Genomic DNA, 21,619 nt, shown 5'->3' on the forward strand with positions numbered 1-21,619 from the left:
TGGTCCCTGAGCTTGTCGAAGGGCCCACCACACGACCAGCCCACCGCCGCCTCCGGAACGGAACCACATGACCTCCGCCACCACCTCCACCACCGCCCGCCCGGTCGGCTTCGCGGCCGCCCGGGAGCTGCTCCTGCCGCTGTTCGCTGAGATCCAGGCAGGCGCCGTGGAGCGCGAACTCGAGCACCGGCTCCCGCGGGAGGAGGTGCGGAAGCTCGCCGCCGCCGGCTTCGGCGCGCTCCGGGTCCCCGCCGAGTTCGGCGGTTCGGGACTCACCTTCCCGGAGTTCACCGAGCTCCTGATCGAACTCGCAGCGGCGGACTCGAACCTCCCGCAGATCTTCCGCGGCCACATCGCCCTCGTCGAGGACCAGCTGGTCGCGGCCCCGAGCGACCGCCGCACCGCCTGGCTCGAGCGGTTCGTCGCGGGTGAGATCGTCGGCAACGCCTGGAGCGAGGTCGGCTCCGGCGCACTCGGCGTCTCCGGAACGGTCGTCACCGAGCGCGACGGCCGCTACGTCGTGAACGGCCGCAAGTTCTACACGACGGGCAGCATCTACGCCGACTGGACGGACGCCACCGCGCGCCTGGTCGTCGACGGGCAGCCCGACACCGAGGTCACCGTGCTCGTCCGCACGAACCAGCTGGGTGTGACGATCGCCGACGACTGGGACGGATTCGGGCAGCAGCTCACCGGCACGGGGACGATCGTCTTCGAGGACGCCGTCGTCGACGCCGACCAGCTGCACCCCTTCACCGACCGGTTCCGCTACCAGACGGCGCTCTACCAGCACGTGCTCATCGCCGTGCACGCGGGGATCGCGGCGGCGGTCGAGCGCGACGCCGGGGAGCAGATCCGTGCGCGCACCCGCGTCTACACGCATGGTCTCGCGCCACTCGTGAAGGACGACGGGCAGATCCAGGCGGTCGTCGGCGAGATCTCGTCGATCGCGTTCGTCGCGAAGCAGACCGTCCTCGGAGTCGCCGCGGCGATCGAGCGTGCGTCTGAGACGGCCGCCGACCGTGATTCCGCGGACGACCTGCAGGCGAACATCGAGGCCGAGATCCGCTCCGCCCAGGCGCAGGTGGTGCTCTCGGAGCTTGTGCCACGCGCCGCGACGCTGCTCTTCAACACGCTCGGGGCCTCGGCCGTCAGCCGCGCGAGCGCCCTCGACCGCCATTGGCGCAACGCCCGGACGGTCGCGTCGCACAACCCCGTGATCTACAAGACGCGCATCGTCGGCGACTGGTCCATCAACGGAACGCCGCCGCCATTCGTCTGGGCCGTCGGTACGGCCAAGCCGGAGTAGGCCGCCGTGGCACGAGAACAGGACATCCGCGCGAGAGCAGGACATTCCGCGCCGAAACGTCCTGTTCTCGGGCGGATGTCCTGCTGCCGAGCGGGCGGGGGTCAGCGGCCGGCGAAGGCGCCCCGGTAGGCGCGCAGCGGGTGCGTCTCCGGGAGGGTGGGCTCCGCGCCGAAGAGTTTCTCTCGGAGCGTTCCCGGCGCGTATTCGCGCTGGGCGAGCCCGCGCTCCTGCAGCACCGGCATGACCTCGTCGACGAAGACCTCGTAGGAGTGCGGGATCATCCAGTTGGCGACGTTGATCCCGTCGATCCCGGCCGCGCGCCACTCGGCCAGGTGGTCGGCGATCTGCTCCGGCGTGCCGACCACGCGGCCACGCAGCTTCGCGGTGAGCTTCGCGAGGTCGCGGACGGTCGGCTCGCGGTCCGGCGAGAGGGCCTTCAGTGCCTCGAGCATGCTGTGCCCGCCCTGGGTCTCGACGTCCTTCAGCGGAGTGTCCGGGTCGATCGGCTTCCCGGTCGCCTGGTCGGTGCCGAGGTTCGAGTGCGCGAGGAACGCGTCGGCCGACAGGAGGTCGTCGTACTCGGCCTCGATACGCTTCGCCTCCTCCTCGGTGCTGCCGATGATGAACGACATCGCCTGCCAGAACTTGACGTCGCGCGGGTCGCGGCCGGTCTCGGCGACGAGCGCGCGCGTCGACTCCGCGGACGCCCGCGCCGCCTCGATGCTGGGCGCCATCATGAACTGCACCTCGGCGTAGTTCGCGGCGAACGCCTTCCCCGCACCGGACGAGCCGGCCTGGAACAGGAGCGGCGAGCGCTGCGGTGACGGCGACGACAGGTGCGGGCCTTCCACTCGGTACCGTTCGCCGACGTGGTCGATCCGGTGCACCTTGGTGGGGTCGGCGAAGACGCCGCTGGCCTTGTCGGCGAGGAGTGCGCCGTCGTCCCACGACCCCTCCCAGAGCTTGCCGACGACCGCCACGTACTCCTCGGCCCAGGCGTACCGCTCGTCGTGCTCGACGAGACGGTCGAGCCCATAATTGCGCGCGGCGTTCTCGAGGAAGCTCGTGACGATGTTCCAGCCGACCCGCCCGCCGGACGCGTGGTCGATCGTCGAGATCTTCCGGGCGAAGGTGAACGGGTGCTCCTGCAGGATCGACGAGGTGAACGCGAGCCCGAGGTGCTCGGTGCTGATCGCGAGCGCCGACAGCAGCATGGACGGATCGTTGCTCGGCAGCTGCATGCCCTCACGCGCGTTCACATCGAAGGACGCCCCGGCGCCGCCGTAGACCCCGACGACGTCGGCGAAGAAGATCGTGTCGAACCGGCCGCGCTCGAGCGTCTTCGCGAGGTCGACCCAGAGGTTCACGTCGTCGAAGGTGTGCTGCTTCGCGTCCGGGTGGCGCCAGAGGCCGTGCTGCATGTGGGAGCCCGTGTTCATCACGAAGGCACCGAACTGGAGGCGGGAGGACTGAGCGGCGGTCATGCCCTCACGCTACCGGCAGCGGCTCAGCCGAAGGTGCCCTCGAGGTACACGTCGGTACCGGAGGTGTTGATCGAGTAGTCGACCGGATATCCGGACGGACTCGTCCCGACGAGCGCCGGGTCCTGCAGGATGGCGACGATCGCGGCGCCCTGCTCAGGCGTCACGTCGGTGATCCAGAGCTTCGGTTGCGTCGTCACCTCGATCTCGACGCCGGGGGTGGCCTCGACCACGGCGAGGATGGCGTCGACCATCGGCATGCTCAGCTCGCTCGGGTCGTCCGCCATGGAGAAGCGTTCCGGCACGCGGTAGTGCGCGCCGTCCGGGTAGATCGCCCGGAGTTCCCTGACCGCAGCGGGAAGGGTGTCCATGGAGAAGACGGTGATGAGCGGTGCCCCCTCCGTGACGGCGATCGACACCTGCAGCCGCTCCGTCAGCATCAGCTGCTGCAGTTCGTCGGCGAGCTCGTCGATGCTCTGATCGCTCGGCACGAGCTGTACACGCCACGGACCGCGCGGCGGATCCTGTTGCTGGGCCAGCGATGTCGGGTCGGCCTCCCGCTGGATTACGACGATCGCGATCCCCTCGAGCTCCTCGCCGGCCCGCTTCGCCGCGTCTGCCGCGCCGAGCACCTGCCCGACGCCGGCGTCGAGCGACATCGTCACCGTCGCACCGTGACCGACGACCTCGATGTCGGCGATCCCGTCGATGTCGGCGAGCGCGCGGGTGAATCCGTCCACAGCCTCTGAGCGTTGCGCTGCGGCCACCTCACGCGCGGGCGGCGGACGGAACGCGCCGGTCGACGCAACGATGACGGCGACGACGACGAGTCCGGCGAGCCCAGCGGTCACGACCCGCACCCGCCGGCGGCCGATGGCGAACGTGAGGAGCATGATGACCGCGGCGACCATCAGCACGGGGATGCCGTAGGCGATGAGCCCGAAGAGGAGGAACGCGAGCGCTGATCCCAGGTTGGCACCCAGCCACGTCCACGGCGAGATCCCGAAGATCACGAAGACGCCGAAGCCGATCCCGGCGCCCACGACCGCCGTCAGGCCGCCCAGGTAGGCGAGCCCGCGAGAGGGTGTCACGCGACGGATGACCTCCATCACGGGTTGGACGATCACGAGCATGACGCCGACGGCGACGAGGATCCACCCGCCGAGCGAGCCGAGCATCTGGTACCAGAGCTCCGCTTCCGACGGTCCGCCGAGCACGATCGGTGCGTCCGGGCCGTACGACCCGGTGGGCGGTTCGGGACGCAGACCCTGGCCGATGAGGTTGAACAGGGTGGTGATGACGCCCCCGACGCCGACGATCAGGACGGCCGAGACGGCGAGGTCGAGGGAGCGGGTGAGGTACGCGATCAGGAATGCGACGCGCGGCGATCGGCCGGCGGGGTACTGCGGGTCCGTTGACGCGTCGTCGGGCTCGGACGAGGTCGCCACGGTCGAGGTCGCGACGACGGGTCCGACGTCGCTCACCTCGGCGTCATCGCGCTCCGACGATGCCCCGGCTGCGCCCCCGTCGCTCATGGCTCCCCACTTCCGATGCGTCTCGATGACGCTCCCCCGGTCGCCAGTCTCGCACGGCCCTTCCGAGATGCTGCCGCGGCCGGGCCGGCCCCCGGTCAGCGTGCATCGAGCGCCCGGAGCTGTCGCTGGAGGGCGACCTGCCGGTACGAGGTGTCGATGAGTTCGGCGATCAGCGCCCAGTCGACGTCGTCGAGCGTGCGGCTGTCGTCGCCGTCGAGACCGGCGTCGAACGCGAGCTTCCCCGACGGGCCGTCGTACTTCGGCGACCAGAACCGCCTGTCCTCGAGCCAGGCGCCGCGCTCCTCCTCGGCCGGCGTGAACGTGATGCTGTGCGGGATGCGCATCTCCGACCCGACGGTCACGAACACGCGCTTGCCCGCCTTGAACCGTGGGCGTCCGTGGCCGAACGTTTCGACGGCCTCCGGATAGGCGAGGCACAACCGTCTGACACGTTCGACGAACGGGTCGTCGGGTTCGTGCACGATCGGATGCTCCATGCACCGACGCTACTCCGCGCGGGCATCACGCGACAGCCCATCGAGCGTGCCTGTTCTGCGCTTGCTTGGCGCTTCAGACAACAGAACGAGCACTCTCGGTGCGAGGCGCGACAGCGATCATCGGATGCGGTGCCCCGGGTGGGCGGCGTCGTACGCCGAGCGTGACGCCGCGATCGCCGGCCGTTGCTCGAGCGACCAGTCGGCGAGCGTCTTGATCAGGTGGGAGAGCCCCGCACCGGACGGGGTGAGGGCATAGGACACCTGCGCGGGCACCGTCGGGTACACGGTCCGGTCGACGAGGCCGTCGCGTTCGAGTCTGCGGAGGGTCAGCGTCAGCATGCGTTGGGATATCCCGTCGATCGCCCGCTGGAGCTCACGGAACCGGCGATCGCCCGACGCGAGCTCGACGACGAGGAGGACCGACCAGGTGTCTCCGATTCGGTCGAGGACGTCCCGGATGCCGCAGTCCGGGTGGTCCTCCTTGCCGCAGGGTTCGAGGTCGGCGGTTACCGCGGTGTGCGTGAGTGACATGGAAGTGCCTTCTTGTGGGGCCGGAACAGGGGACGCAGACTCGTCCGAGTCATCAATCCGAACACCGAAAGGCCCTGAAATGATCCTCGTCACCGGAACCACCGGCCAACTCGGCGGCGCGATCGCCGATGCGCTCACCACCCGTGGGGCCGCACCGCTCGCGAGCAACCGCAGCGGACAGGGCGGCGCACGACGGATCGACTTCGACGACCCCGACACCGTCTCCTTCGTCGGGGTCGACACGCTCGTCCTCGTATCGGCGGGCGAAGCCGAGGACGACGTCGTGATCGCCCGACACGAGACGGCGATCACCGCGGCCGAGCGGGACAGGGTGCAGCACGTCGTGTACACGAGCCTCACCTCGGCCGGAGACCACCTCGCGTTCGCGCTCGCGCACCGGTGGACCGAGCGTCGGCTGCAGCGCAGCAGCCTGTCCTGGACGATCCTGCGGAACGGCCTGTACGCCGAACTGTTCGGGTCGCTCCTGTCCTGGTCGGGCGACTCGCTCGGCTCGGCGTTCGGCGACGGGGCGCTCGCCGCCGTCGCACGAGCCGACCTCGCTGAAGCCGCGGCCGTCGTCGCGATGTCCCCGTCGGACCACGTCGGTCGCGGTTACGACCTCGTGGGCGAACCGATCACGGCCGCGCAGGTGGCCGATCGGCTGGCCGTCCCGCACCGCACCGTCTCCCTCGCCGAGCAGCGGACGGCGCTGGCTGAGGCCGCACTCAAGCCGTTCCAACCCGCCATGCTGATGTCGATCTTCACCGGCGTCCGGCACGGATTCCTCGACGGCGCGGGCGACGACCTCCGAACCCTGCTCGGACGCGAACCGGCGGACACGGTCGCGGTCGCCGCCGCCTCCCTTCCGCCCCGCTGAGTCGCCCGGAACTGCACGAATCCGAGCCCAAACCGCGCAGTTCCGGGCGACTCAGCGCTCAGGCGGCTGGCAGCGCAGCACCCCGTAGCGGGACGGCGCGACGCCAGGTGGCCATCCGCCAGACCCACTCGACCGGCCCGTAGCGGTAGTGCCGCAGCCAGAGGCGACTGAGCACCGACTGCACCGCGATGAGCGCGAGTGCTCCGACGCTCACCGCGGCCAGGTCGTCGATCTCCCGGAAGGGGACGAGCAGGCCGACGACGACGAACACGGCGCTCGCGGCGAGGTAGTTGGTGAGCGCCATGCGGCCGAGGGGTTCGAAGACGGCTGCGAGGACTCGACGCACCGGTGTCTGCCAGAGCAACGCGAATCCGGTGACGTACACGACGGCCAGGATCCCGCCCGCGATCCCACCGGCGTTCGTGAACCGTGGGTCGCCGGGCTCGGTGGTCTGCCACACGATGGCCGGGACGGCGAGGGCCGTCGCCACGAGGAAGGTGATCCACACGGGCCGTCCGCCGGCGTCGAGCACCTTCGGCAAGCCGTACGCCGCCGCCCCCGCACCGGCGAGGAACAGTCCGGGCAGGGTGGTGAGGCCACCACCGGTGACCGCATACGCGGCGACGGTGAGCACGACGCCGGACCAGAGCAACGCCCAGCGCGGCAACCACAGCATGAGGGGGAGCATGAGGATCCCGCAGATCGCGTACTCGCGGAGGATCTCCCCCGGGTAGAGGAACCCGTGCGCGATCCCGATGAGGAGAAGTGTTCCGAGACGCAGCAGCATCGGGACGAGCGCGCCGGTGCCGCGGCGGCGGGCGGACTGGATCACCAGCATTGCACTCAGCCCGAAGAGGAAGGCGAAGATGGGGACGAACCGCGTCTGCACCGCGAACTCGAGCACGGTGTCCATGAGCGTCGACTGTCGTCGGTCGAACGGGATGTCGCTGCCGAGCCGTGTGATGTCGGGGACGTTGACGAAGAGGATCCCGACGAGAGCGAACCCACGGAGGGCGTCGATGAGGTGCCACCGACGCGATGAGGCGTCGTCGGTGGACGGGATCGGCGGCGCGGAGGAAATGTTGACCTGAGACATATATCACCAGTTCAGCAGCTGTGGTGGGGCACCGCATGCACCCACGGGATGACGTCCTGCCACCCGGGATGGAGATCGCCTCAGACGGCCGGGGCCTTCGGGCAGTGCAGCTGCGTACGCGGGCCGGTCGTGCGGTCGACGATGTGCTCGGACATGGCGTGGCCGCAGATCGGGCACCCCGACTGTGCGGCCGGCGGCAACGGCTCCTCGTTGTAGGGACCGAGGGGCGGCGGTCCGAGCACCTTCCACATGCGGCCGTTCACCCAGCCGTACAGACCACCGGCCTCGCGCACGGACTCCCGGAAGGATCGTTTCTCGCTCATATTGATGAGTGTACTAATCATTTGGGTACGATGGGACCGTGACCGCCAACGAATCCACCACCGTCGCCACGGCCGACGATCTGCTCCAGCTCGAGAACCAGGTCTGCTTCGCGCTCGCCGTCGCGTCGCGCAGCGTCATCTCGCTCTACCGACCGATCCTCGAACCGCTCGGTCTCACCCATCCGCAGTACCTCGTGATGCTCGCGCTCTGGCAGCACAGCCCGCGCTCGGTCAAGGACCTCGGCGGGGCACTGCAGCTCGAGCCGGCGACGTTGTCCCCGCTCCTCAAGCGCCTCGAGACCGCAGGGCTCGTCCGACGCGACCGCAGCCGACTCGACGAGCGCGTCCTCGACGTCTCGCTCACCACTGCCGGCCGTGAGCTCCGCACCCAGGCGGAGGCCATCCCACACCGGGTCATGAACGAGCTCCGCATGGACGCCGAGCACCTCACCCAGCTCCGCGAGATGCTCCACGCGGTGATCGGGGCTGCCACCACCGCGCCCGCCGTCACGGGTGCCGACCCGCTCTGATCGAGATCCCGGCGCCCGGCGAGGTCATCAGGCCCGCGACGAGGTCGTCGTCTCCGGTGCGGTCGCGGTTCGCGGGTTCCGGATGCCGACGAACGACACCACGCCACCGACGAACATGAACACGGCGGTCGCCAGGACCACCCGCGGGAACCCGTCGACGCCGAGCGCGCCACCGGCGATGATGCCGACCAGCGCGATCGACACGAGGCCCGCGACGCGCGACACCGCGTTGTTGACCGCCGATCCGATGCCCGCATGGGCCGGGTCGATCGATCCGAGGATGCCCGCGGTGAGCGGCGCGACCGTGATCGCAAGGCCGAGACCGACGAGCAGGATGCCCGGGAACAGCTGCACCCAGTAGTTCAGATCCTGCTGCGCACCCATCATCAGGAGGAAGCCGACGCCGGCGATGATCGGTCCGACCGTCATGAACAGCCGCGGTCCGTGCTTGCCGGCCAGCTTGCCGAACCACGACGACAACGCGAGCATGACGAGCGTCGGCGGCAGCGTCGCGATGCCCGCCAGCGTGGCACTGAAGCCCGCCGTCTGCTGGATGAAGACCGCGATGGCGAAGAAGCCGAGCGAGAGGGCACCGTAGATGAAGACGGTCGCGATGTTGCCGTAGCCGAAGTTCCGCACGCGGAAGAGCGACAGCGGCAGCATCGGGTCGGGGTGGCGGCGCTCCCACCAGAGGAATGCGACGAACGACACGAGCCCGCCGATGAGCGGCACGAGCAGCATCGGGCTCGACCAGCTGTAGCGCTCCTGCTCGATGAGCGCGAAGACAGGGCCGCCGAGCCCGACGGCGCCGAGCACCGCGCCGACCACGTCGATGCGGGGACGGTGCTCCGGCTCGGGTACGCGATCGGTGCGCATCATGAGCCACAGGGTCACGAGGATCGGAACGATGTTGATGGCGAAGATGAGGCGCCAGGACAGCGTGTCGACGAGCACGCCACCGAGCAGCGGGCCGGTGATGCCCGCGGCTCCCGTCCACGCCGTCCAGGTGCCGATCGCCTTGCCCTGCGCGACGCCGCTGAAGGTCGAGATGATGATGGCGAGCGAGCTCGGGACGAGCAACGCGGCGGCACCACCCTGCAGCAGCCGCGCGATGATGAGCACCTCGGCGGTCGGTGCGACCGCGCACAGGATCGAGGTGACACCGAAGCCGATGAGCCCGATGCGGAGGATGCGGATGCGCCCGAACGCGTCGGAGAGCGAGCCCGCGAGCAGGATGAGCGACCCGAGGGTGATCAGGTAGGCGTCGACCACCCACTGCTGCACGATGAGCCCACCGCCGAGTTCCTCGGTCATCGCAGGGAGCGCGACGTTCACGACCGAGCCGTCGAGGAACGCCACGAACGAGGAGAGGATCGCGATCGTGAGCACGAGGCGCTGCTGGCGGGTCATGGGTTCAGGGTAGCCCCGCGGACCGACGTGTCGAGCGCGATCCCGAGGAAGCTCGACAGGCGTCGGAACACCGTCGACGACCGACGCCCGACGCCACGTCCTTCCCAGCCGACGCCCGTTCCGCGTTCATAGACTGGAGCCCATGGACGACCTGTGGTGGCTCCCCTCGCTCATCGTGTTCGGCGGCGTCGGCATCATCGTGTGGTTGCTCGTCACCCTGCTGCGTCGGCGCAATCCGAAGACCCCCGTCGCCTCCATCGACGACCTCCACCGCCGGGCGGGCATCGCCCTCGTCCGCACCGACGACGCGGTCCGCGAGGCCGAGGACGAGGTCGGATTCGCCGAAGCGGAGTTCGGACGTGAAGCCGCCCGCGGGTATGCCGCCGACGTCGCCTCGGCGCGCTCGGCGCTCGGGGAGGCGTTCCGGCTCCGTCAGTCGCTCGAGGACGAGATCGCCGACACGGAGGCGCAGCGTCGCGCCTGGAACGAGCGGATCATCAGCGTCTGCGAGGACGTCGAACGCACCCTGAGCGCCCGACTGCGCGGCTTCGACGAGCGCCGTGGAGCGGAGCGTTCGGCCCCCGACCTCCTCGACCAGCTCGAGCGACGCATCGAACGCGCGCGCGAACGACTCACCACCACCGGCCTCGCGATCGCCTCCGCGGCCGAGCGCTATGCGGCGAGCGCCGTCGAGGACGCCCGGGTACTTCGCCGGACCGCGCAGGACACGGTCGACCAGGCGACCGACGATGCGACGACGACGAAGGATCGGATCGACACCGGCCGACCGGCCGCCGCGGCACTGCACGCCCTGGGGCGCGAGCTGCAGCAGGCGGAGGACCGGTTGGACGCCGTCGAGCGTTCGCTCGCGGGCATCGCCGCGGCGGAGACCGAACTCGCCGCAGCGGGGCGTGAGCTCCGCACGGTGATCGCCGAAGCGGAGGCGTTGGGTGCGACGGTGGAACGCGCGGAGACAGCCGCCGTCATCGCGACCGCCGTCGAGCGGGCGAACCGCGCACTTCTGGAGGCGGAGTCGACCACATCCCCGGACGGCGACCGCGTCCTGCCCGATCCGATGCGACGTCTCGAGGTGGTTCGCGCAGCCGACATCGACCTCGACGCAGCTCTCGCGACCGCCCGCAGCACGCAGCAACGTCTCGACAACGCACGCGAGGCGATGCGCGGGGCGTTGTTCACCGCGGACAGCAACATCCGCGTCGCCGTCGACGTGATCTCCGCGCACCGAGGCAGGGTCGGTGCCGACGCGAGGACCCGCCTCGCCGAGGCACAGCGGCAGCTCGCACTCGCGGAGGCGGCAGCGGTCGACGATCCGGTCGAGGCGCTCGACGCCGCCCGTCGGGCCTCTCGGATCGCCCAGGACGCGGACGCGCTGGCGCGATACGACGTCGGGTGACCCTCGCGACGTGCCGAGCCTGGCCGTTCACGCCTCATTCATGTTCTAGAATATGAGTATCGCTGTCGTGAGGCGGGCCCACCGGATCGCGCAGTCTCCAATCGACCCCTGAGAGGATCCCGTGCCCAGCTCGTCCGCGCGCCAGCCGCTCTCCCCGTCCCCGATCTTCACGACGCTCACCCACGGGTTCGACGCGCGGGTGACGTCCTCTCCTCCCGAGCAGACCCGCCTGGCCGGAGCGACGACCGAGCACGGCTCGCCGCTCCCCTCACCCGACTGCCCGATCTTCGATCAGCTCGCCGGGCGACGCCTCGCCCGCCGCCGCAGCAACTTCATCCACCCCGCCTGACCCCACCCTTCGACAAGCTCAGGGACCGCAAGAGGCGCGTCCAGGGACCGGAGGTGCGGAGCGCCGCAGTCTAGGGATGATCGCCCGTCCGTGCTGCGCGTTTACGTTTCATCTCGAACGGTGACGGTCCGCGGTAACGCAACGGGCGTCACTCCGCATGCCTGTGGAGACTGGCTCCGTGCACGCACCAGTGCACCCACAGACAGAGCCGAGGACCATCATGAGTGAGCACACGGGACCAGAACCGAGCGAATTGCGGGCGTCGATCGCCTCCGGCAAGCGGAAGCGCCGGAACCTGCTGATCGGCGGTGTCGCGGCCGTCGCCGTCGCCGCGATCGCCGTCGTCGTCTCGGTCGTCGTCGGTGGCCAGAACGGTACCGCCGACGCGGCGACCGGTTCCGGCGCACCCGCCGAGCGTCTCAGCGTGAAGATCGCGGTGTCCGAGGACACGCAGTTCCAGGACGCCGTCAAGGAGGTCGCCGCCGAGAAGGGCCTCGACGTCGAGTGGGTGAACGTGAAGGACTGGGTCCTGCCCAACACCGAACTCGTCGCCGGCACCGTCGACGCGAACGCCTTCCAGCACATCCTCTACCTCTCGGCCTTCAACGCGGAGAACGACGCCGACCTGACGCCGGTGTTCTCGACCGTCATCACGCAGTGGGGGATCTTCTCGAAGACACTCACCGACGTCGAGGACCTCGCCGACGGCGCGCGCATCGCGATCCCGGACGACCCGTCCAACGGCGGTCGTGCCCTGAACATCCTGGCTGCGGCCGGACTCATCGAGATCGCAGCGGACGCGGGGAACTTCCCGACGGTCGAGGACGTCACCGCGAACGACAAGAACCTCCAGTTCGTGCCGCTGCCGGCGACGAGCATCCCGCAGCAGTTCGACGACCCGTCGCTCGCAGCCGTCGTCGTCGGGACCTCCTACTTCGACCCGAGCCAGGGCATCACGAAGGACGACGCGCTCTTCCTCGACGACTCGCTCTCCGAGAAGAACCTGCCCTACGTCAACGTCATCGCCACCCGCGACGAGGACAAGGACAACCCGGCCTGGAAGATCCTCGAGGACACCTACGCCGACCCGCGCGTCGCCGAGGCGCTCGACGACGAGTTCGCCGGGAACTCGATCCTCGTGAAGGTTCCGGTGAAGGACCTCCGCGACAAGCTCGCCGAGCTCCAAGCCGAAGCCGAGTAGGACGACGGCGGCCGGTCATCGCCTCCCGCGATGACCGGCCGCCACCACGCAGTGGCCGTCCGGGGTCTCCCGGACGGCCCTCCCGCGAGAGGAGCAGGTGATGAACACAGCAATCGTCTTCGAGGACGTCAGCAAGACGTTCGAGGTGAAGGGCCGCGCCTTCGAGGCGCTGCGGAACGTCGACCTGACGGTCGAGCGGGGCGAGATCTTCGGCATCGTCGGGTACTCCGGCGCCGGGAAGTCAACGCTCCTGCGCACCGTCAACGCCCTCGAGCGGCCGACGAGCGGACGGGTGGTCGTCGAGGGCCTCGAGATCTCCGCGCTCGCCGGGCAGGCGCTGTACGCCGCGCGTCAACGGATCGGCATGATCTTCCAGCAGTTCAACCTCCTGGAGTCTCGGACCGTCTACAAGAACATCGCCTACCCGCTCAAACTCGCGAAGGTGCCGGACGCCGAGATCCTCGACCGCGTCGAAGAACTGCTCGCGTTCGTCGGGCTGAGCGACAAGGCGCTCGCCTACCCGTCGCAGCTCTCCGGTGGGCAGAAGCAGCGGGTCGGCATCGCCCGCGCCCTCGCCACCCGCCCGGAGATCCTCATCTCCGACGAGGCCACCAGCGCCCTCGACCCGCAGACGACCGGCGAGGTCCTCGAACTCCTTCGGCGGGTGAACGAGGAGTACGGCGTCACGATCCTGCTCGTCACCCACGAGATCGACGTCATCCGCGAACTCGCCGATCGGGTCGCCGTCATGGAGGACGGCGAGGTGGTGGAGCAGGGCAGCGTGTACGAGGTGTTCTCGGCGCCACGCACCGCGACAGCGCGACGCTTCGTCTCGTCGGTGCTCCACCACATCCCCTCCGAGGAGGTGCTCGCGAAGATCCGAGCCGTGCACCACGGGCGCCTCGTCCAGCTGCACGTCGAGGACCGCGACACCAACCACCCGTTCCTCTCGCGGGTCGCCCGCGACAACGACATCGACTTCAACGTCGTGTTCGGCGGCGTCGACGAACTGCAGGGGCGACTGTTCGGCAGTCTCACGGTCGAGCTGCTCGGACCGGACGACCGCGTGGACGCCGCCATCGCGGGGCTCCGCGCCACGGCGACCGTCACCGCGATCGACCCTGCCCCGACCGCGCCGGTCCCTGAGCCTGCACCGGTCTCTGAGTCCACGCCGGTCCCTGAACCTGCACCGGTCCCTGAGCCTGTCGAAGGGTATGAACCGCTCGCCGAGGACCCCGACACCCTGAAGGAGCACACCCATGCGTGACTTCGATCCCGACGCGTTCTTCCCGCGTCTCCTCAAGGCCATCGGGGAGACCGGCCTCATGGTGTCCGTGTCCTTCGCCGTCGCGACGGTCATCGGGATCCTGCTGGGCCTCCTGCTCTACGCGAGCCGGCCCGGCAACCTCCTGCAGAACCGCGTCGTGTTCGGCGTCCTGAACTTCATCATCAACGTCATCCGACCGGTACCGTTCCTCATCGTCGCGATCGCGCTCATCCCGCTCACGCGGCTCGTGTTCGGCACCGGCCTCGGACCGCTTCCGGCGACGATCCCGCTCATCCTCGTCGCGAGCGTCGCCATCGGGCGCGTCTCCGAGTCGAACCTCGTCGCCGTCTCACCGGGCGCCATCGAGGCCGGCGCAGCCATGGGTGCGAGCCCCGTGCGGGTGCTGTTCACGATCGTCGTGCCCGAAGCGCTCGGCCCGCTCATCCTCGGGCTGACGTACATCCTCGTCGCCCTCGTCGATGCGACGGCCGTGGCCGGGGTGCTCGGCGGCGGCGGCCTCGGTGACCTCGCCATGACCTACGGCTACCAACGGTTCGACTGGATCGTCGTCGGACTCGTGGTCGTCACGCTCGTCCTGCTCGTGCAGCTCGCCCAGTTGCTCGGCAACGTGCTGGCGAAGCGGGTGCTGCACCGATGAGCGCCGACGACTTCGACTCCTTCCTCTCCGCCATCCGCGGCGGCGCCATAGCACGCGAGACCGACCGGCGCCTCCTGTTCGACGAGGTCGCCGAACTGAAGCACCTGGGCTTCGCAGCAGCCAGGGTCCCCATCACATCCGGGGGTGGCGGACTCACCCTCGAGCAGCTCTTCGAGCGGCTCATCGACCTCTCGGCGGCCGACTCGAGCCTCGGGCACGTCTGGCGAGGGCACATCCTGTTCGTCGAGGCGCTGCTCGCCTCCCCCGACCACACCTATCGGGAGCTCTGGTTCGCCCGGCTGAACGCCGGCGACCTCGTCGGGAACGCGCAGTCGGAGCGGCACGCGACCGCCCACCTCGAGACCGTCCTCGACCGCGACGGCGAGTCGCTCACGGTGACCGGCACGAAGTACTACACGACCGGCAGCATCTACGCCGATTGGATCTACCTGTCCGCGCTCGACGGAACCGACCGCGTCGCGGTGACCGTGTCCGCGCACGATCCGGGAACCCGCTCGGTGGACGACTGGGACGGCTTCGGACAGCCGTTGACCGGGAGCGGGACGACCACATTCGACCGTGTGCCGGTGGACGAGCGCGACCTCGTCGTCCACAGCGGCGACCCGGCGGCGTGGCACCGGACGGGCGCACTCCAACAGCTCATCCTGCTCGGTGTCGTCGCCGGCATCGCGCAACGCGCCCTCGAGGACACCGTCGACTACGTGCGCGCCAGGCGACGGACCGTCGGCCACGCGGGCGAGCACTGGCCACGCGAGGATCCGCTCGTGCAGTCGATCGTGGGCCAGCTCAGCAGCGTCGTGCACACGGCCCGCGCGCTCGTCCTCACGTCCGCTCGAACCTTGGACGGGCCGGCCACCGATCCCGACGCCGCCCGGTCCGCGCTGCTGGAGGTCTTCCGCGTCCAGCAGGTCGTCCTTCCGCTCGTCCTCGACGCGCTCAGCCGCCTGTTCGAGGTCGGGGGTGCCTCCGCTGTCGGCCGGTCGACCGCGCTGGACCGGCACTGGCGGAACGTCCGGACGATCGCCTCCCACAATCCCGCCGTCCAGCGTTCGGCGGCGCTCGGGCAGTTCGAACTCAACGGCACCCTGCCCGAGTGGCAGGCTCCGGGGGCGCGGCCCGAGACCGAGCCCGTTCCGACGGATGGAGAGCGGGCATGAGCGAGACAGCGACGGTCGACCGCGACCTGACGCAGCGCTTCGCGCCGCTCTTCGACGAGCTCGGGCGGGACGCCGTCGCACGGGAGCGAGAGCGCCGGCTGCCGTATGCCGAGGTGGAGGCGCTCCGAGCGGCGGGCTTCACCCGCGTGACACTGCCGCGACGGTACGGCGGCGAGGCCGCCACGCACGGCGAGCTGTTCGAGCTCCTCGCCGAGCTGGCCAGGCGCGACCCGAACCTCGCGCAGCTGTTCCGCTCCCACTTCTCCTACATCGACCGCACTCTGCACACGCCGTCGTCGGCGGACCGTGAGGCGCGTCTGGCCCGACTGGCCGACGGAGCCATCGTCGGCAACGCGAGCCACGAGCGGTCGGCCGCGAAGGTGGGCTCGCTCGCCACCCGGCTCACCGAGACGCCGGGCGGTCTCCGACTGAACGGGACCAAGTTCTACAGCACGGGGACGCTGTTCGCCGACCTCGTCGGGGTCGCCGCTGAGCAGGACGGCGAGTTCGTCTCGGTGCTCGTGGAGACGGACGCCGCGGGTGTCGATCGGATCGACGACTGGACCGGGTTCGGCCAGCGACTGACGGGCAGCGGCACCACCGTCTTCACCGAGGTCCCCGTCGAACCGTCGACGGTGACCCGGCGCGAGCCGGAGCGCCCCTCGCATGGCGGCGCGTTCGTACAGCTGGTCCTGCTCGCGGCGGTGACGGGCATCGGCCGCGCGATCGTCGACGACGCCGGCGCGTTCGTCCGGACTCGGACCAGGACCTACAGTCACGGTGCGGCCGCGACCGCCCAAGCTGACCCGATCGTGCAGGAGGTCGTCGGCGAGCTGTCGGCGAAGTCGTTCGCCGCCGATGCCGCACTGGCCGCCGCGACGGCTGCACTTGGTCGTTCGAGCGCGGCGATCCTCGGAGCAGACCCGGATCTCGTCCAGGAACGGATCGCCGACGTCGAACTCGCGACGGCGCGCGCGCAGCTGGTGATCCTGCCCGCCGTGCTCGACGCCGCGACCGCCCTGTTCGACGTCGGCGGTGCGAGTGCCGTCGAGACGCACCGGGCGCTCGACCGGCACTGGCGCAACGCCCGCACGATCGCCTCGCACAACCCGTCCCGCTTCAAGGCGAGGGCGATCGGCGACCACGTCGTGAACGGGACGCCGATCGCCTCCTGGTGGAGCACCGGCGAGGCCTGACGCCCCACCGGTCACGCCCTTCGACAGGCTCAGGGACCGCCCTTCGACAAGCTCAGGAACCACCCTTCGACAAGCTCAGGGACCGGGGCGAAGTGCTACTTCAGCCCGGAGAACGCCAGCCCGTCGATCACCCGGCGCTGGAGGACGATGAACAGGATGAGCACGGGCGCCATCGCGAGGATCGACGCCGCCATCATCACCGGGTAGTCCGTCGTCTTGTCGCTCGAGAGCGTCGCGAGACCGGCGGCGAGCGGCATGGAGTTGGCGTACGTGGACACCACGAGCGGCCAGAGCAGTTCGTTCCACGACCACAGCACGGTCGTGATGGCGAGGACGCTGATGCTGGGCTTGGCGAGCGGCAGCATGATCTTCCAGAAGATCTGGAAGGGTCCGGCGCCGTCGATCCGCGCCGCCTCCTCGAGCTCCGTCGGCAGGTTCAGGAACGCCGTCCGCATGAGGAAGGTTCCGAACGCGCTGAACAGGCCGGGTGCGACGATGCCGAGCGTGGTGTTCAGCCACCCGAAGCCCTGCACGATCTGGTACTGCGAGATGAGGTACGCCTGCGACGGCACCATGAGGATCGACAGCGTCACGGCGAGCAGCACCGCGCGTCCGCGGAACCGCATCCGTGCGAACGCGTACCCCGCCATCGTGCAGAGGACGATCTGCGCGAGCGTCCTGATCACCGTGATGACGATCGACGTGCGCAGCTGATCGAGGAACGGAAGACGCTCGAACACCGCGGCGTAGTTCTGCCACTGCAGTTCGGCCGGCCAGAACGTGGGGACCACGCTCTGCACCTCCGCGTTCGTCGACAGCGACATGATGATCTGCCAGATGAACGGGAACGCCATGATGAGGCCACCGACGCCGAGCACGATATGGGCGACGACGTGCGACCCGCGCCGCTGGCCGGGCCGACCGACCTCGCGGCGTCGCGCGGACGCGGCGGACGGACGACCCGATCCCGGAACGGTGACGGCACGGGTGGTGAGCGGTGCTGTGGCGGTGAGTTGCTCAGTCATTGTTCACCCATCGTTTCTGGAGCCGGAACTGCAGGAGCGTGACGAGTCCGATGATCAGGAAGATCACGATCGCGATCGCCGCCGCGTAGCCCTTGTCGTTCTGGACGAAGCCCTGGTCGTAGAAGAAGTAGACGAGCGACATGCTCTTCGGGAGCACCGGGTTGGTGCTGCCGAGGATCGCGTACAGCAGGTCGAAGAGCTGGAAGCTCGAGATCACCGTGATGATCGTGACGAAGAAGATGCTCGGGGTGAGCAGCGGCACCGTGATCGAACGGAACTGCCGCCACCGGGTGGCGCCGTCGAGCTCGGCCGCCTCGTAGAGCTCCGGCGCGATGTTCTTGAGTCCGGACGCCAGGATGATCATCGAGAAGCCGAGCGACGACCAGAGACCGACGATCGCGACGGCGAACATCGCGGTGCCCGGCGTGCTGATCCAGTAGGGGCCGTCGACACCGACGAGCGACAGCGTGTAGTTGAGGATGCCGAAATCACCGTTGAAGATGATGCGCCAGACGATGGCCACGGCGGTCGGCATCGCGACGTACGGCAGGAAGAAGAGCACCCGGTAGAAGCTCGCGAACCGCAGGCCGGGGAGGTTCAACAGGCTCGCGAGGTAGACGGCGATCGGGATGCCGAGGAGCACCACCGCCGTGTAGATCAGCGTGTTGCCGAGGGAGGCGTAGAGCCGCGGGTCGGCGAACAACCGGACGTAGTTCTCGACGCCCGTGAACGTCGTTCCGCCGAAGACGCCCCACTCGGTGAACGAGTAGTAGGCGGTCTGGATCATCGGCCAGATGAAGAAGACGCCGATGCCGGTGAGGAGCGGGAGGACGAAGACCCACGGCCAGGCGCCGTCGCCGCGGGCGGCACCCCGCCGGGCCACGCTCCGCGAGGAGCGTGGCGCCGACGGGGTGCGCAGCACGGTCTGACCGGTCACTTCTTGGCCAGCGCGGCGTTCATCTGCTCGGCGAGATCCTTCGCCACGTCGGCGACCGGCTTGTCACCGCTGAACGCGTCGGGCAGGAGCTCGACCTCGAGGGCGTTCCAGGCGGCGGTGTTCTCCGACACCGGCAGCGGCTTGGCGTAGTCGAGAGCGTCGAGGAAGACCTGCAGGTTCATCGTCGGGTAGGAGTCGACGAACGACTGCTGCGTACCGGTGTAGGCGGGGATGACGGCGCCGAGGTCGCCCTGCTGCTGCTGGGCCTCCTCGCTCGCCAGGAAGACCTGCAGGGCCTGTGCAGCCTGCTTGTTCTTGCTCGCCGACGCGACGACGTTGGAGACACCGTGGATGACCGTCGCCTGCTCCTTGCCGGTCGGCAGCGGGAAGGCCTGGGCGGTGGCGGCGACGTCGGACTCACCGACGAGTGGACGCAGCCAGCTGCCGCCCCAGTACATGGCGAGCTTGCCGGAGGTGAACCACTGGTCGGCCGGCGTGTCCGTCAGCTGCTGGATGCTGGGCGAAGAGCCGTCCGCGATGAGGTCCGTCCAGAACTGGAGCCCTTCCTGGGCCTCGGGGCTGTCGTACTCGGACTCGGTCTGGTCGGCGTTGATGACCTCGCCACCGGCCTGCAGGATCGTGTTGTAGTAGGTGGTCTGGCCGTCCATGCCGCCGGCGGCACCATAGACGCCCTGGTCCTTCAGCTTCGTCGAGATCTCCTGCGCGGCGGTGTCGAAGTCGTCCCAGGTCCAGCCGTCGGCGGGCAGCGCGACGCCGGCCTGCTCGAAGAGCGCCGTGTTGACCCAGACACCGATCGTGTCGAAGTCCTTCGGCACGCCGTACTGGGTGTCGTCCAGCGAGTACAGCTCGTTCAGGGCCTCCGGGTAGTTCTTCGGGTCGATGTCGCCGGCCTTCACGGCCCCGGTGATGGGCTCGATCTTGCCGTTCGCCGCGTAGACCTGGAAGTTCGGCCCGTTCAACCAGAAGAGGTCGGGCAGGGTGTCGCTCGAGGCCTGCGTCTGGAGCTTCGACCAGTACGAGGCCCAGGGTGTGACGTTCACGTTGACCGTGATGTCGGGGTAGACCTTGTTGAAGGCCTCGATGTTGGCGTCGATCGCCTCGACCTGGGCCTGGTCCCAGACGCCGTAGGTGATCTCGGCCTTGAGGTCCTTCGGGGCGGCGGCGTACTCGCCACCGGTGGCGCCCCCGCCACCGGTGCTGCAGCCGGCGGTGAGCGCGGCGGCGGCGAGGAGGCCGATGCCGCTGAGGACGGCGCGGCGGCGGGCGCGACCGCCGGATGCGGTGTTGCGGTTCATGAACGGCGAAGGCATGACTGGAGTCCTTTCGAGGTGCGCTACCGGGTGGCGGCGTCGAGGGAGTGCGGTGCGGTGCGGGCGGTGAGGGAGGAGAAGTACTCGACGAGTGCGGGGTCGAGCGGCGGGACGTCGAGCGGGATCGAACCGTTGCGGAGGGAGTGAGCGGCGAGGGCTCCGGCGGCGACGGCCTGTCGCGCGGCGACCGGCGACAGCGTGGTGGGGGTGCCCTCGGCGACGAAGGCGAGGAACTCGTTCATCGTGTCGAGGTCGGCGTCGGCATGGCCCTCCTCGACGCCCGCGATCGGGTACTCCACGTCGCCCTCGGTGCTCCAGGTACGACGACGGTTCCAGACCTTGACGGTGCCACCGGCGGTGTCGCCGATGTTCTCGAGCCTGCCGTGCGTCCCGATGACGGTGTAGTTCCGCCAGTAGTCGGGGGTGAAGTGGCACTGCTCGTAGCTGGCGGTGATCCCGTGCTCGAGGGTCATGAGCATCATCGAGACGTCCTCGACGTCGACCACGGGGTTCAGACCGCGCTGCGCCTCGGGCGGCCAGTTGTCGTAGGAGAACCAGTCGGCCATGGTCTGGCCGCTGCGGTCCTCGTGGTCGTCGATGTCGCCGTAGACCGCGAGGTCGCCCATCGCGACGACGCGCTGCGTGTACGCGCCGGCGAGGAAGTGGACGACGTCGATGTCGTGGCTCGCCTTCTGCAGGAGCAGGGAGTTCACGCGCGAGCGGTCGGCGTGCCAGTCCTTGAAGTAGTAGTCGCCGCCGTTGCCGACGAAGTGGCGGACCCAGACGGACTTGACCGCGCCGATCTCGCCGCGCTCGATGACCTCGTGCATGAGCCGGACGACGGCGGCATGCCGGAAGTTGTGCCCGACGTAGAGCGGCGTCCGCGACTCGTAGGCGGCCTGGAGGACCGCGTCTGCGTCGTCGAGCGTGATCGCGAGTGGCTTCTCCAGATAGACCGCGATGCCGGCGCGCAGCAGGTCGACCGCGATCTCCTTGTGGGTCCAGTCGGGCGTCGTCACGATCGCCGCGTCGACACCGCCCCGCGCGATGAGCGCCTCGTGGGAGTCGAGGACCTCGATGTCGTCGCCGAACAGCTGCCGTGCCCGACCGCGACCGATCTCGGTGGTGTCGACCGCCGCGACGACCGAGGCGGACGTGGGGCTCGTGGCGACGTGTTCGGCGATGTAGGCCCGCTGGCCGGTGCCGATGACGGCGACCCGGAGGCCTTCGGGGGTGGTGGCTGGTGCAGTGCTCACTCGATCACATCCGCTTCCTTGCGTGAAGTTGATTTATATGATGCCAAAACGATCATGAAATGACAATAGGCGATCACAGCGCTGGCGCAAGCACGGGGTGGCTGATGTGGAGAGGTTTTACCGCGCCGAAACATGGGGAGCGCACTTCGACAGGCTCAGTGACCGGGAGGGGGCGGTTCAGTGACCGGGAGGGGGCGGCTCAGTGGCCAGGAGCGGGG

General features: G+C 69.3%; 21 protein-coding genes. 10 read left to right on the forward strand and 11 right to left on the reverse strand.

All coding sequences use genetic code 11. The features are described from left to right. The first annotated feature begins 67 nt into the window (after positions 1 to 67). Entirely contained in the window at positions 68 to 1,309 is a 1,242-nt protein-coding gene (locus tag BIU99_RS07390) for an acyl-CoA dehydrogenase family protein (protein ID WP_071260543.1), read from the forward strand. A 101-nt stretch (positions 1,310 to 1,410) separates the two neighbouring features. Here the strand turns inward: BIU99_RS07390 and BIU99_RS07395 are convergent, their stop codons facing one another. The 4 genes from BIU99_RS07395 to BIU99_RS07410 all read right to left on the reverse strand — a co-directional run bounded on the left by BIU99_RS07395 (position 1,411) and on the right by BIU99_RS07410 (position 5,353). Next, positions 1,411 to 2,793: an LLM class flavin-dependent oxidoreductase gene (locus BIU99_RS07395; protein ID WP_064296835.1), complete on the reverse strand. Its 1,383-nt coding sequence runs from the start codon at positions 2,791 to 2,793 to the stop codon at positions 1,411 to 1,413. A gap of 23 nt (positions 2,794 to 2,816) precedes the next feature. Continuing rightward, positions 2,817 to 4,325, reverse strand: a complete 1,509-nt coding sequence (locus tag BIU99_RS19925; protein WP_071260545.1) for a hypothetical protein — start codon at positions 4,323 to 4,325, stop codon at positions 2,817 to 2,819. A gap of 95 nt (positions 4,326 to 4,420) precedes the next feature. Continuing rightward, positions 4,421 to 4,822 (reverse strand): MmcQ/YjbR family DNA-binding protein, encoded by a 402-nt coding sequence (locus BIU99_RS07405; protein WP_064296837.1) that lies wholly within the window; start codon positions 4,820 to 4,822, stop codon positions 4,421 to 4,423. Between the two features lie 117 nt (positions 4,823 to 4,939). Beyond that, positions 4,940 to 5,353 carry a helix-turn-helix domain-containing protein gene (locus tag BIU99_RS07410; protein ID WP_071260547.1) on the reverse strand — a complete coding sequence of 138 codons (414 nt, stop codon included), beginning with the start codon at positions 5,351 to 5,353 and terminating at the stop codon, positions 4,940 to 4,942. A gap of 79 nt (positions 5,354 to 5,432) precedes the next feature. On the opposite strand from BIU99_RS07410, the gene BIU99_RS07415 reads away from it, so the two are divergent. Further along, positions 5,433 to 6,230 carry an NmrA family transcriptional regulator gene (locus tag BIU99_RS07415; RefSeq protein WP_071260549.1) on the forward strand — a complete coding sequence of 266 codons (798 nt, stop codon included), beginning with the start codon at positions 5,433 to 5,435 and terminating at the stop codon, positions 6,228 to 6,230. A gap of 58 nt (positions 6,231 to 6,288) precedes the next feature. Here BIU99_RS07415 and BIU99_RS07420 read toward each other — a convergent pair whose 3' ends face one another. After that, positions 6,289 to 7,326, reverse strand: a complete 1,038-nt coding sequence (locus BIU99_RS07420; RefSeq protein ID WP_071260551.1) for a DUF418 domain-containing protein — start codon at positions 7,324 to 7,326, stop codon at positions 6,289 to 6,291. A gap of 80 nt (positions 7,327 to 7,406) precedes the next feature. Then, a complete protein-coding gene (locus BIU99_RS07425) occupies positions 7,407 to 7,649 on the reverse strand; it encodes a hypothetical protein (RefSeq protein WP_071260553.1) in 243 nt (80 codons plus the stop codon). Positions 7,650 to 7,687: 38 nt separating this feature from the next. Between BIU99_RS07425 and BIU99_RS07430 the strand changes: the two genes are divergently transcribed. Continuing rightward, positions 7,688 to 8,179 (forward strand): MarR family winged helix-turn-helix transcriptional regulator, encoded by a 492-nt coding sequence (locus BIU99_RS07430; protein WP_071260555.1) that lies wholly within the window; start codon positions 7,688 to 7,690, stop codon positions 8,177 to 8,179. A gap of 27 nt (positions 8,180 to 8,206) precedes the next feature. On the opposite strand, the gene BIU99_RS07435 is transcribed toward BIU99_RS07430, so the two are convergent. After that, a complete protein-coding gene (locus BIU99_RS07435) occupies positions 8,207 to 9,589 on the reverse strand; it encodes an MFS transporter (protein WP_071260557.1) in 1,383 nt (460 codons plus the stop codon). Positions 9,590 to 9,731: 142 nt separating this feature from the next. On the opposite strand from BIU99_RS07435, the gene BIU99_RS07440 reads away from it, so the two are divergent. The 7 genes from BIU99_RS07440 (at position 9,732) to BIU99_RS07470 (ending at position 16,852) form a co-directional block, all read left to right on the forward strand. After that, complete coding sequence (locus BIU99_RS07440) at positions 9,732 to 11,003, forward strand: hypothetical protein (RefSeq protein WP_071260559.1); 1,272 nt, start codon at positions 9,732 to 9,734, stop codon at positions 11,001 to 11,003. A 121-nt stretch (positions 11,004 to 11,124) separates the two neighbouring features. Beyond that, positions 11,125 to 11,352 (forward strand): hypothetical protein, encoded by a 228-nt coding sequence (locus tag BIU99_RS07445; RefSeq protein ID WP_064296845.1) that lies wholly within the window; start codon positions 11,125 to 11,127, stop codon positions 11,350 to 11,352. 220 nt (positions 11,353 to 11,572) lie between these two features. Next, positions 11,573 to 12,553, forward strand: coding sequence for a MetQ/NlpA family ABC transporter substrate-binding protein (locus tag BIU99_RS07450; RefSeq protein ID WP_071260561.1), 981 nt, complete (start codon positions 11,573 to 11,575; stop codon positions 12,551 to 12,553). 100 nt (positions 12,554 to 12,653) lie between these two features. After that, positions 12,654 to 13,820, forward strand: coding sequence for a methionine ABC transporter ATP-binding protein (locus tag BIU99_RS07455; protein ID WP_083397243.1), 1,167 nt, complete (start codon positions 12,654 to 12,656; stop codon positions 13,818 to 13,820). Continuing rightward, complete coding sequence (locus BIU99_RS07460) at positions 13,813 to 14,478, forward strand: methionine ABC transporter permease (protein WP_071260563.1); 666 nt, start codon at positions 13,813 to 13,815, stop codon at positions 14,476 to 14,478. The genes BIU99_RS07455 and BIU99_RS07460 overlap by 8 nt, the downstream gene beginning before the upstream one ends. After that, positions 14,475 to 15,656 (forward strand): hypothetical protein, encoded by a 1,182-nt coding sequence (locus tag BIU99_RS07465; RefSeq protein ID WP_071260565.1) that lies wholly within the window; start codon positions 14,475 to 14,477, stop codon positions 15,654 to 15,656. Before BIU99_RS07460 ends, BIU99_RS07465 begins: the two co-directional genes overlap by 4 nt. Further along, positions 15,653 to 16,852: an acyl-CoA dehydrogenase family protein gene (locus BIU99_RS07470; RefSeq protein WP_071260567.1), complete on the forward strand. Its 1,200-nt coding sequence runs from the start codon at positions 15,653 to 15,655 to the stop codon at positions 16,850 to 16,852. The genes BIU99_RS07465 and BIU99_RS07470 overlap by 4 nt, the downstream gene beginning before the upstream one ends. A 95-nt stretch (positions 16,853 to 16,947) precedes the next feature. On the opposite strand, the gene BIU99_RS07475 is transcribed toward BIU99_RS07470, so the two are convergent. The 4 genes from BIU99_RS07475 to BIU99_RS07490 are packed head-to-tail and all read right to left on the reverse strand — an operon-like array spanning position 16,948 to position 21,401. After that, positions 16,948 to 17,877, reverse strand: a complete 930-nt coding sequence (locus BIU99_RS07475; RefSeq protein WP_079003468.1) for a carbohydrate ABC transporter permease — start codon at positions 17,875 to 17,877, stop codon at positions 16,948 to 16,950. Further along, positions 17,870 to 18,814: a carbohydrate ABC transporter permease gene (locus tag BIU99_RS07480; protein WP_079003469.1), complete on the reverse strand. Its 945-nt coding sequence runs from the start codon at positions 18,812 to 18,814 to the stop codon at positions 17,870 to 17,872. Before BIU99_RS07480 ends, BIU99_RS07475 begins: the two co-directional genes overlap by 8 nt. Beyond that, the gene (locus BIU99_RS07485) at positions 18,811 to 20,145 is read right to left on the reverse strand and encodes a sugar ABC transporter substrate-binding protein (RefSeq protein ID WP_254628459.1); all 1,335 of its coding nucleotides are present in this window, start codon (positions 20,143 to 20,145) and stop codon (positions 18,811 to 18,813) included. Before BIU99_RS07485 ends, BIU99_RS07480 begins: the two co-directional genes overlap by 4 nt. A 23-nt stretch (positions 20,146 to 20,168) precedes the next feature. Beyond that, positions 20,169 to 21,401, reverse strand: coding sequence for a Gfo/Idh/MocA family protein (locus BIU99_RS07490; protein WP_071260569.1), 1,233 nt, complete (start codon positions 21,399 to 21,401; stop codon positions 20,169 to 20,171). Positions 21,402 to 21,619 lie beyond the last annotated feature (218 nt).

Origin of the sequence: Plantibacter sp. MMLR14_011, from assembly GCF_001865025.1 — a bacterium.
Classification (GTDB): domain Bacteria; phylum Actinomycetota; class Actinomycetes; order Actinomycetales; family Microbacteriaceae; genus Plantibacter; species Plantibacter flavus_A.

What these genes read in the sequence shown, in the direction of transcription:
- BIU99_RS07390 (WP_071260543.1), top strand. Translation starts at nt 68, where the DNA reads ATGACCTCCGCCACCACCTCCACCACCGCCCGCCCGGTCGGCTTCGCG.
- BIU99_RS07440 (WP_071260559.1), top strand. Translation starts at nt 9,732, where the DNA reads ATGGACGACCTGTGGTGGCTCCCCTCGCTCATCGTGTTCGGCGGCGTC.
- BIU99_RS07485 (WP_254628459.1), bottom strand. Translation starts at nt 20,145, where the DNA reads ATGCCTTCGCCGTTCATGAACCGCAACACCGCATCCGGCGGTCGCGCC.
- BIU99_RS07475 (WP_079003468.1), bottom strand. Translation starts at nt 17,877, where the DNA reads ATGACTGAGCAACTCACCGCCACAGCACCGCTCACCACCCGTGCCGTC.
- BIU99_RS07470 (WP_071260567.1), top strand. Translation starts at nt 15,653, where the DNA reads ATGAGCGAGACAGCGACGGTCGACCGCGACCTGACGCAGCGCTTCGCG.
- BIU99_RS07450 (WP_071260561.1), top strand. Translation starts at nt 11,573, where the DNA reads ATGAGTGAGCACACGGGACCAGAACCGAGCGAATTGCGGGCGTCGATC.
- BIU99_RS07415 (WP_071260549.1), top strand. Translation starts at nt 5,433, where the DNA reads ATGATCCTCGTCACCGGAACCACCGGCCAACTCGGCGGCGCGATCGCC.
- BIU99_RS07455 (WP_083397243.1), top strand. Translation starts at nt 12,654, where the DNA reads ATGAACACAGCAATCGTCTTCGAGGACGTCAGCAAGACGTTCGAGGTG.
- BIU99_RS07410 (WP_071260547.1), bottom strand. Translation starts at nt 5,353, where the DNA reads ATGTCACTCACGCACACCGCGGTAACCGCCGACCTCGAACCCTGCGGC.
- BIU99_RS07425 (WP_071260553.1), bottom strand. Translation starts at nt 7,649, where the DNA reads ATGAGCGAGAAACGATCCTTCCGGGAGTCCGTGCGCGAGGCCGGTGGT.
- BIU99_RS19925 (WP_071260545.1), bottom strand. Translation starts at nt 4,325, where the DNA reads ATGAGCGACGGGGGCGCAGCCGGGGCATCGTCGGAGCGCGATGACGCC.
- BIU99_RS07435 (WP_071260557.1), bottom strand. Translation starts at nt 9,589, where the DNA reads ATGACCCGCCAGCAGCGCCTCGTGCTCACGATCGCGATCCTCTCCTCG.
- BIU99_RS07465 (WP_071260565.1), top strand. Translation starts at nt 14,475, where the DNA reads ATGAGCGCCGACGACTTCGACTCCTTCCTCTCCGCCATCCGCGGCGGC.
- BIU99_RS07460 (WP_071260563.1), top strand. Translation starts at nt 13,813, where the DNA reads ATGCGTGACTTCGATCCCGACGCGTTCTTCCCGCGTCTCCTCAAGGCC.
- BIU99_RS07405 (WP_064296837.1), bottom strand. Translation starts at nt 4,822, where the DNA reads ATGGAGCATCCGATCGTGCACGAACCCGACGACCCGTTCGTCGAACGT.
- BIU99_RS07420 (WP_071260551.1), bottom strand. Translation starts at nt 7,326, where the DNA reads ATGTCTCAGGTCAACATTTCCTCCGCGCCGCCGATCCCGTCCACCGAC.
- BIU99_RS07395 (WP_064296835.1), bottom strand. Translation starts at nt 2,793, where the DNA reads ATGACCGCCGCTCAGTCCTCCCGCCTCCAGTTCGGTGCCTTCGTGATG.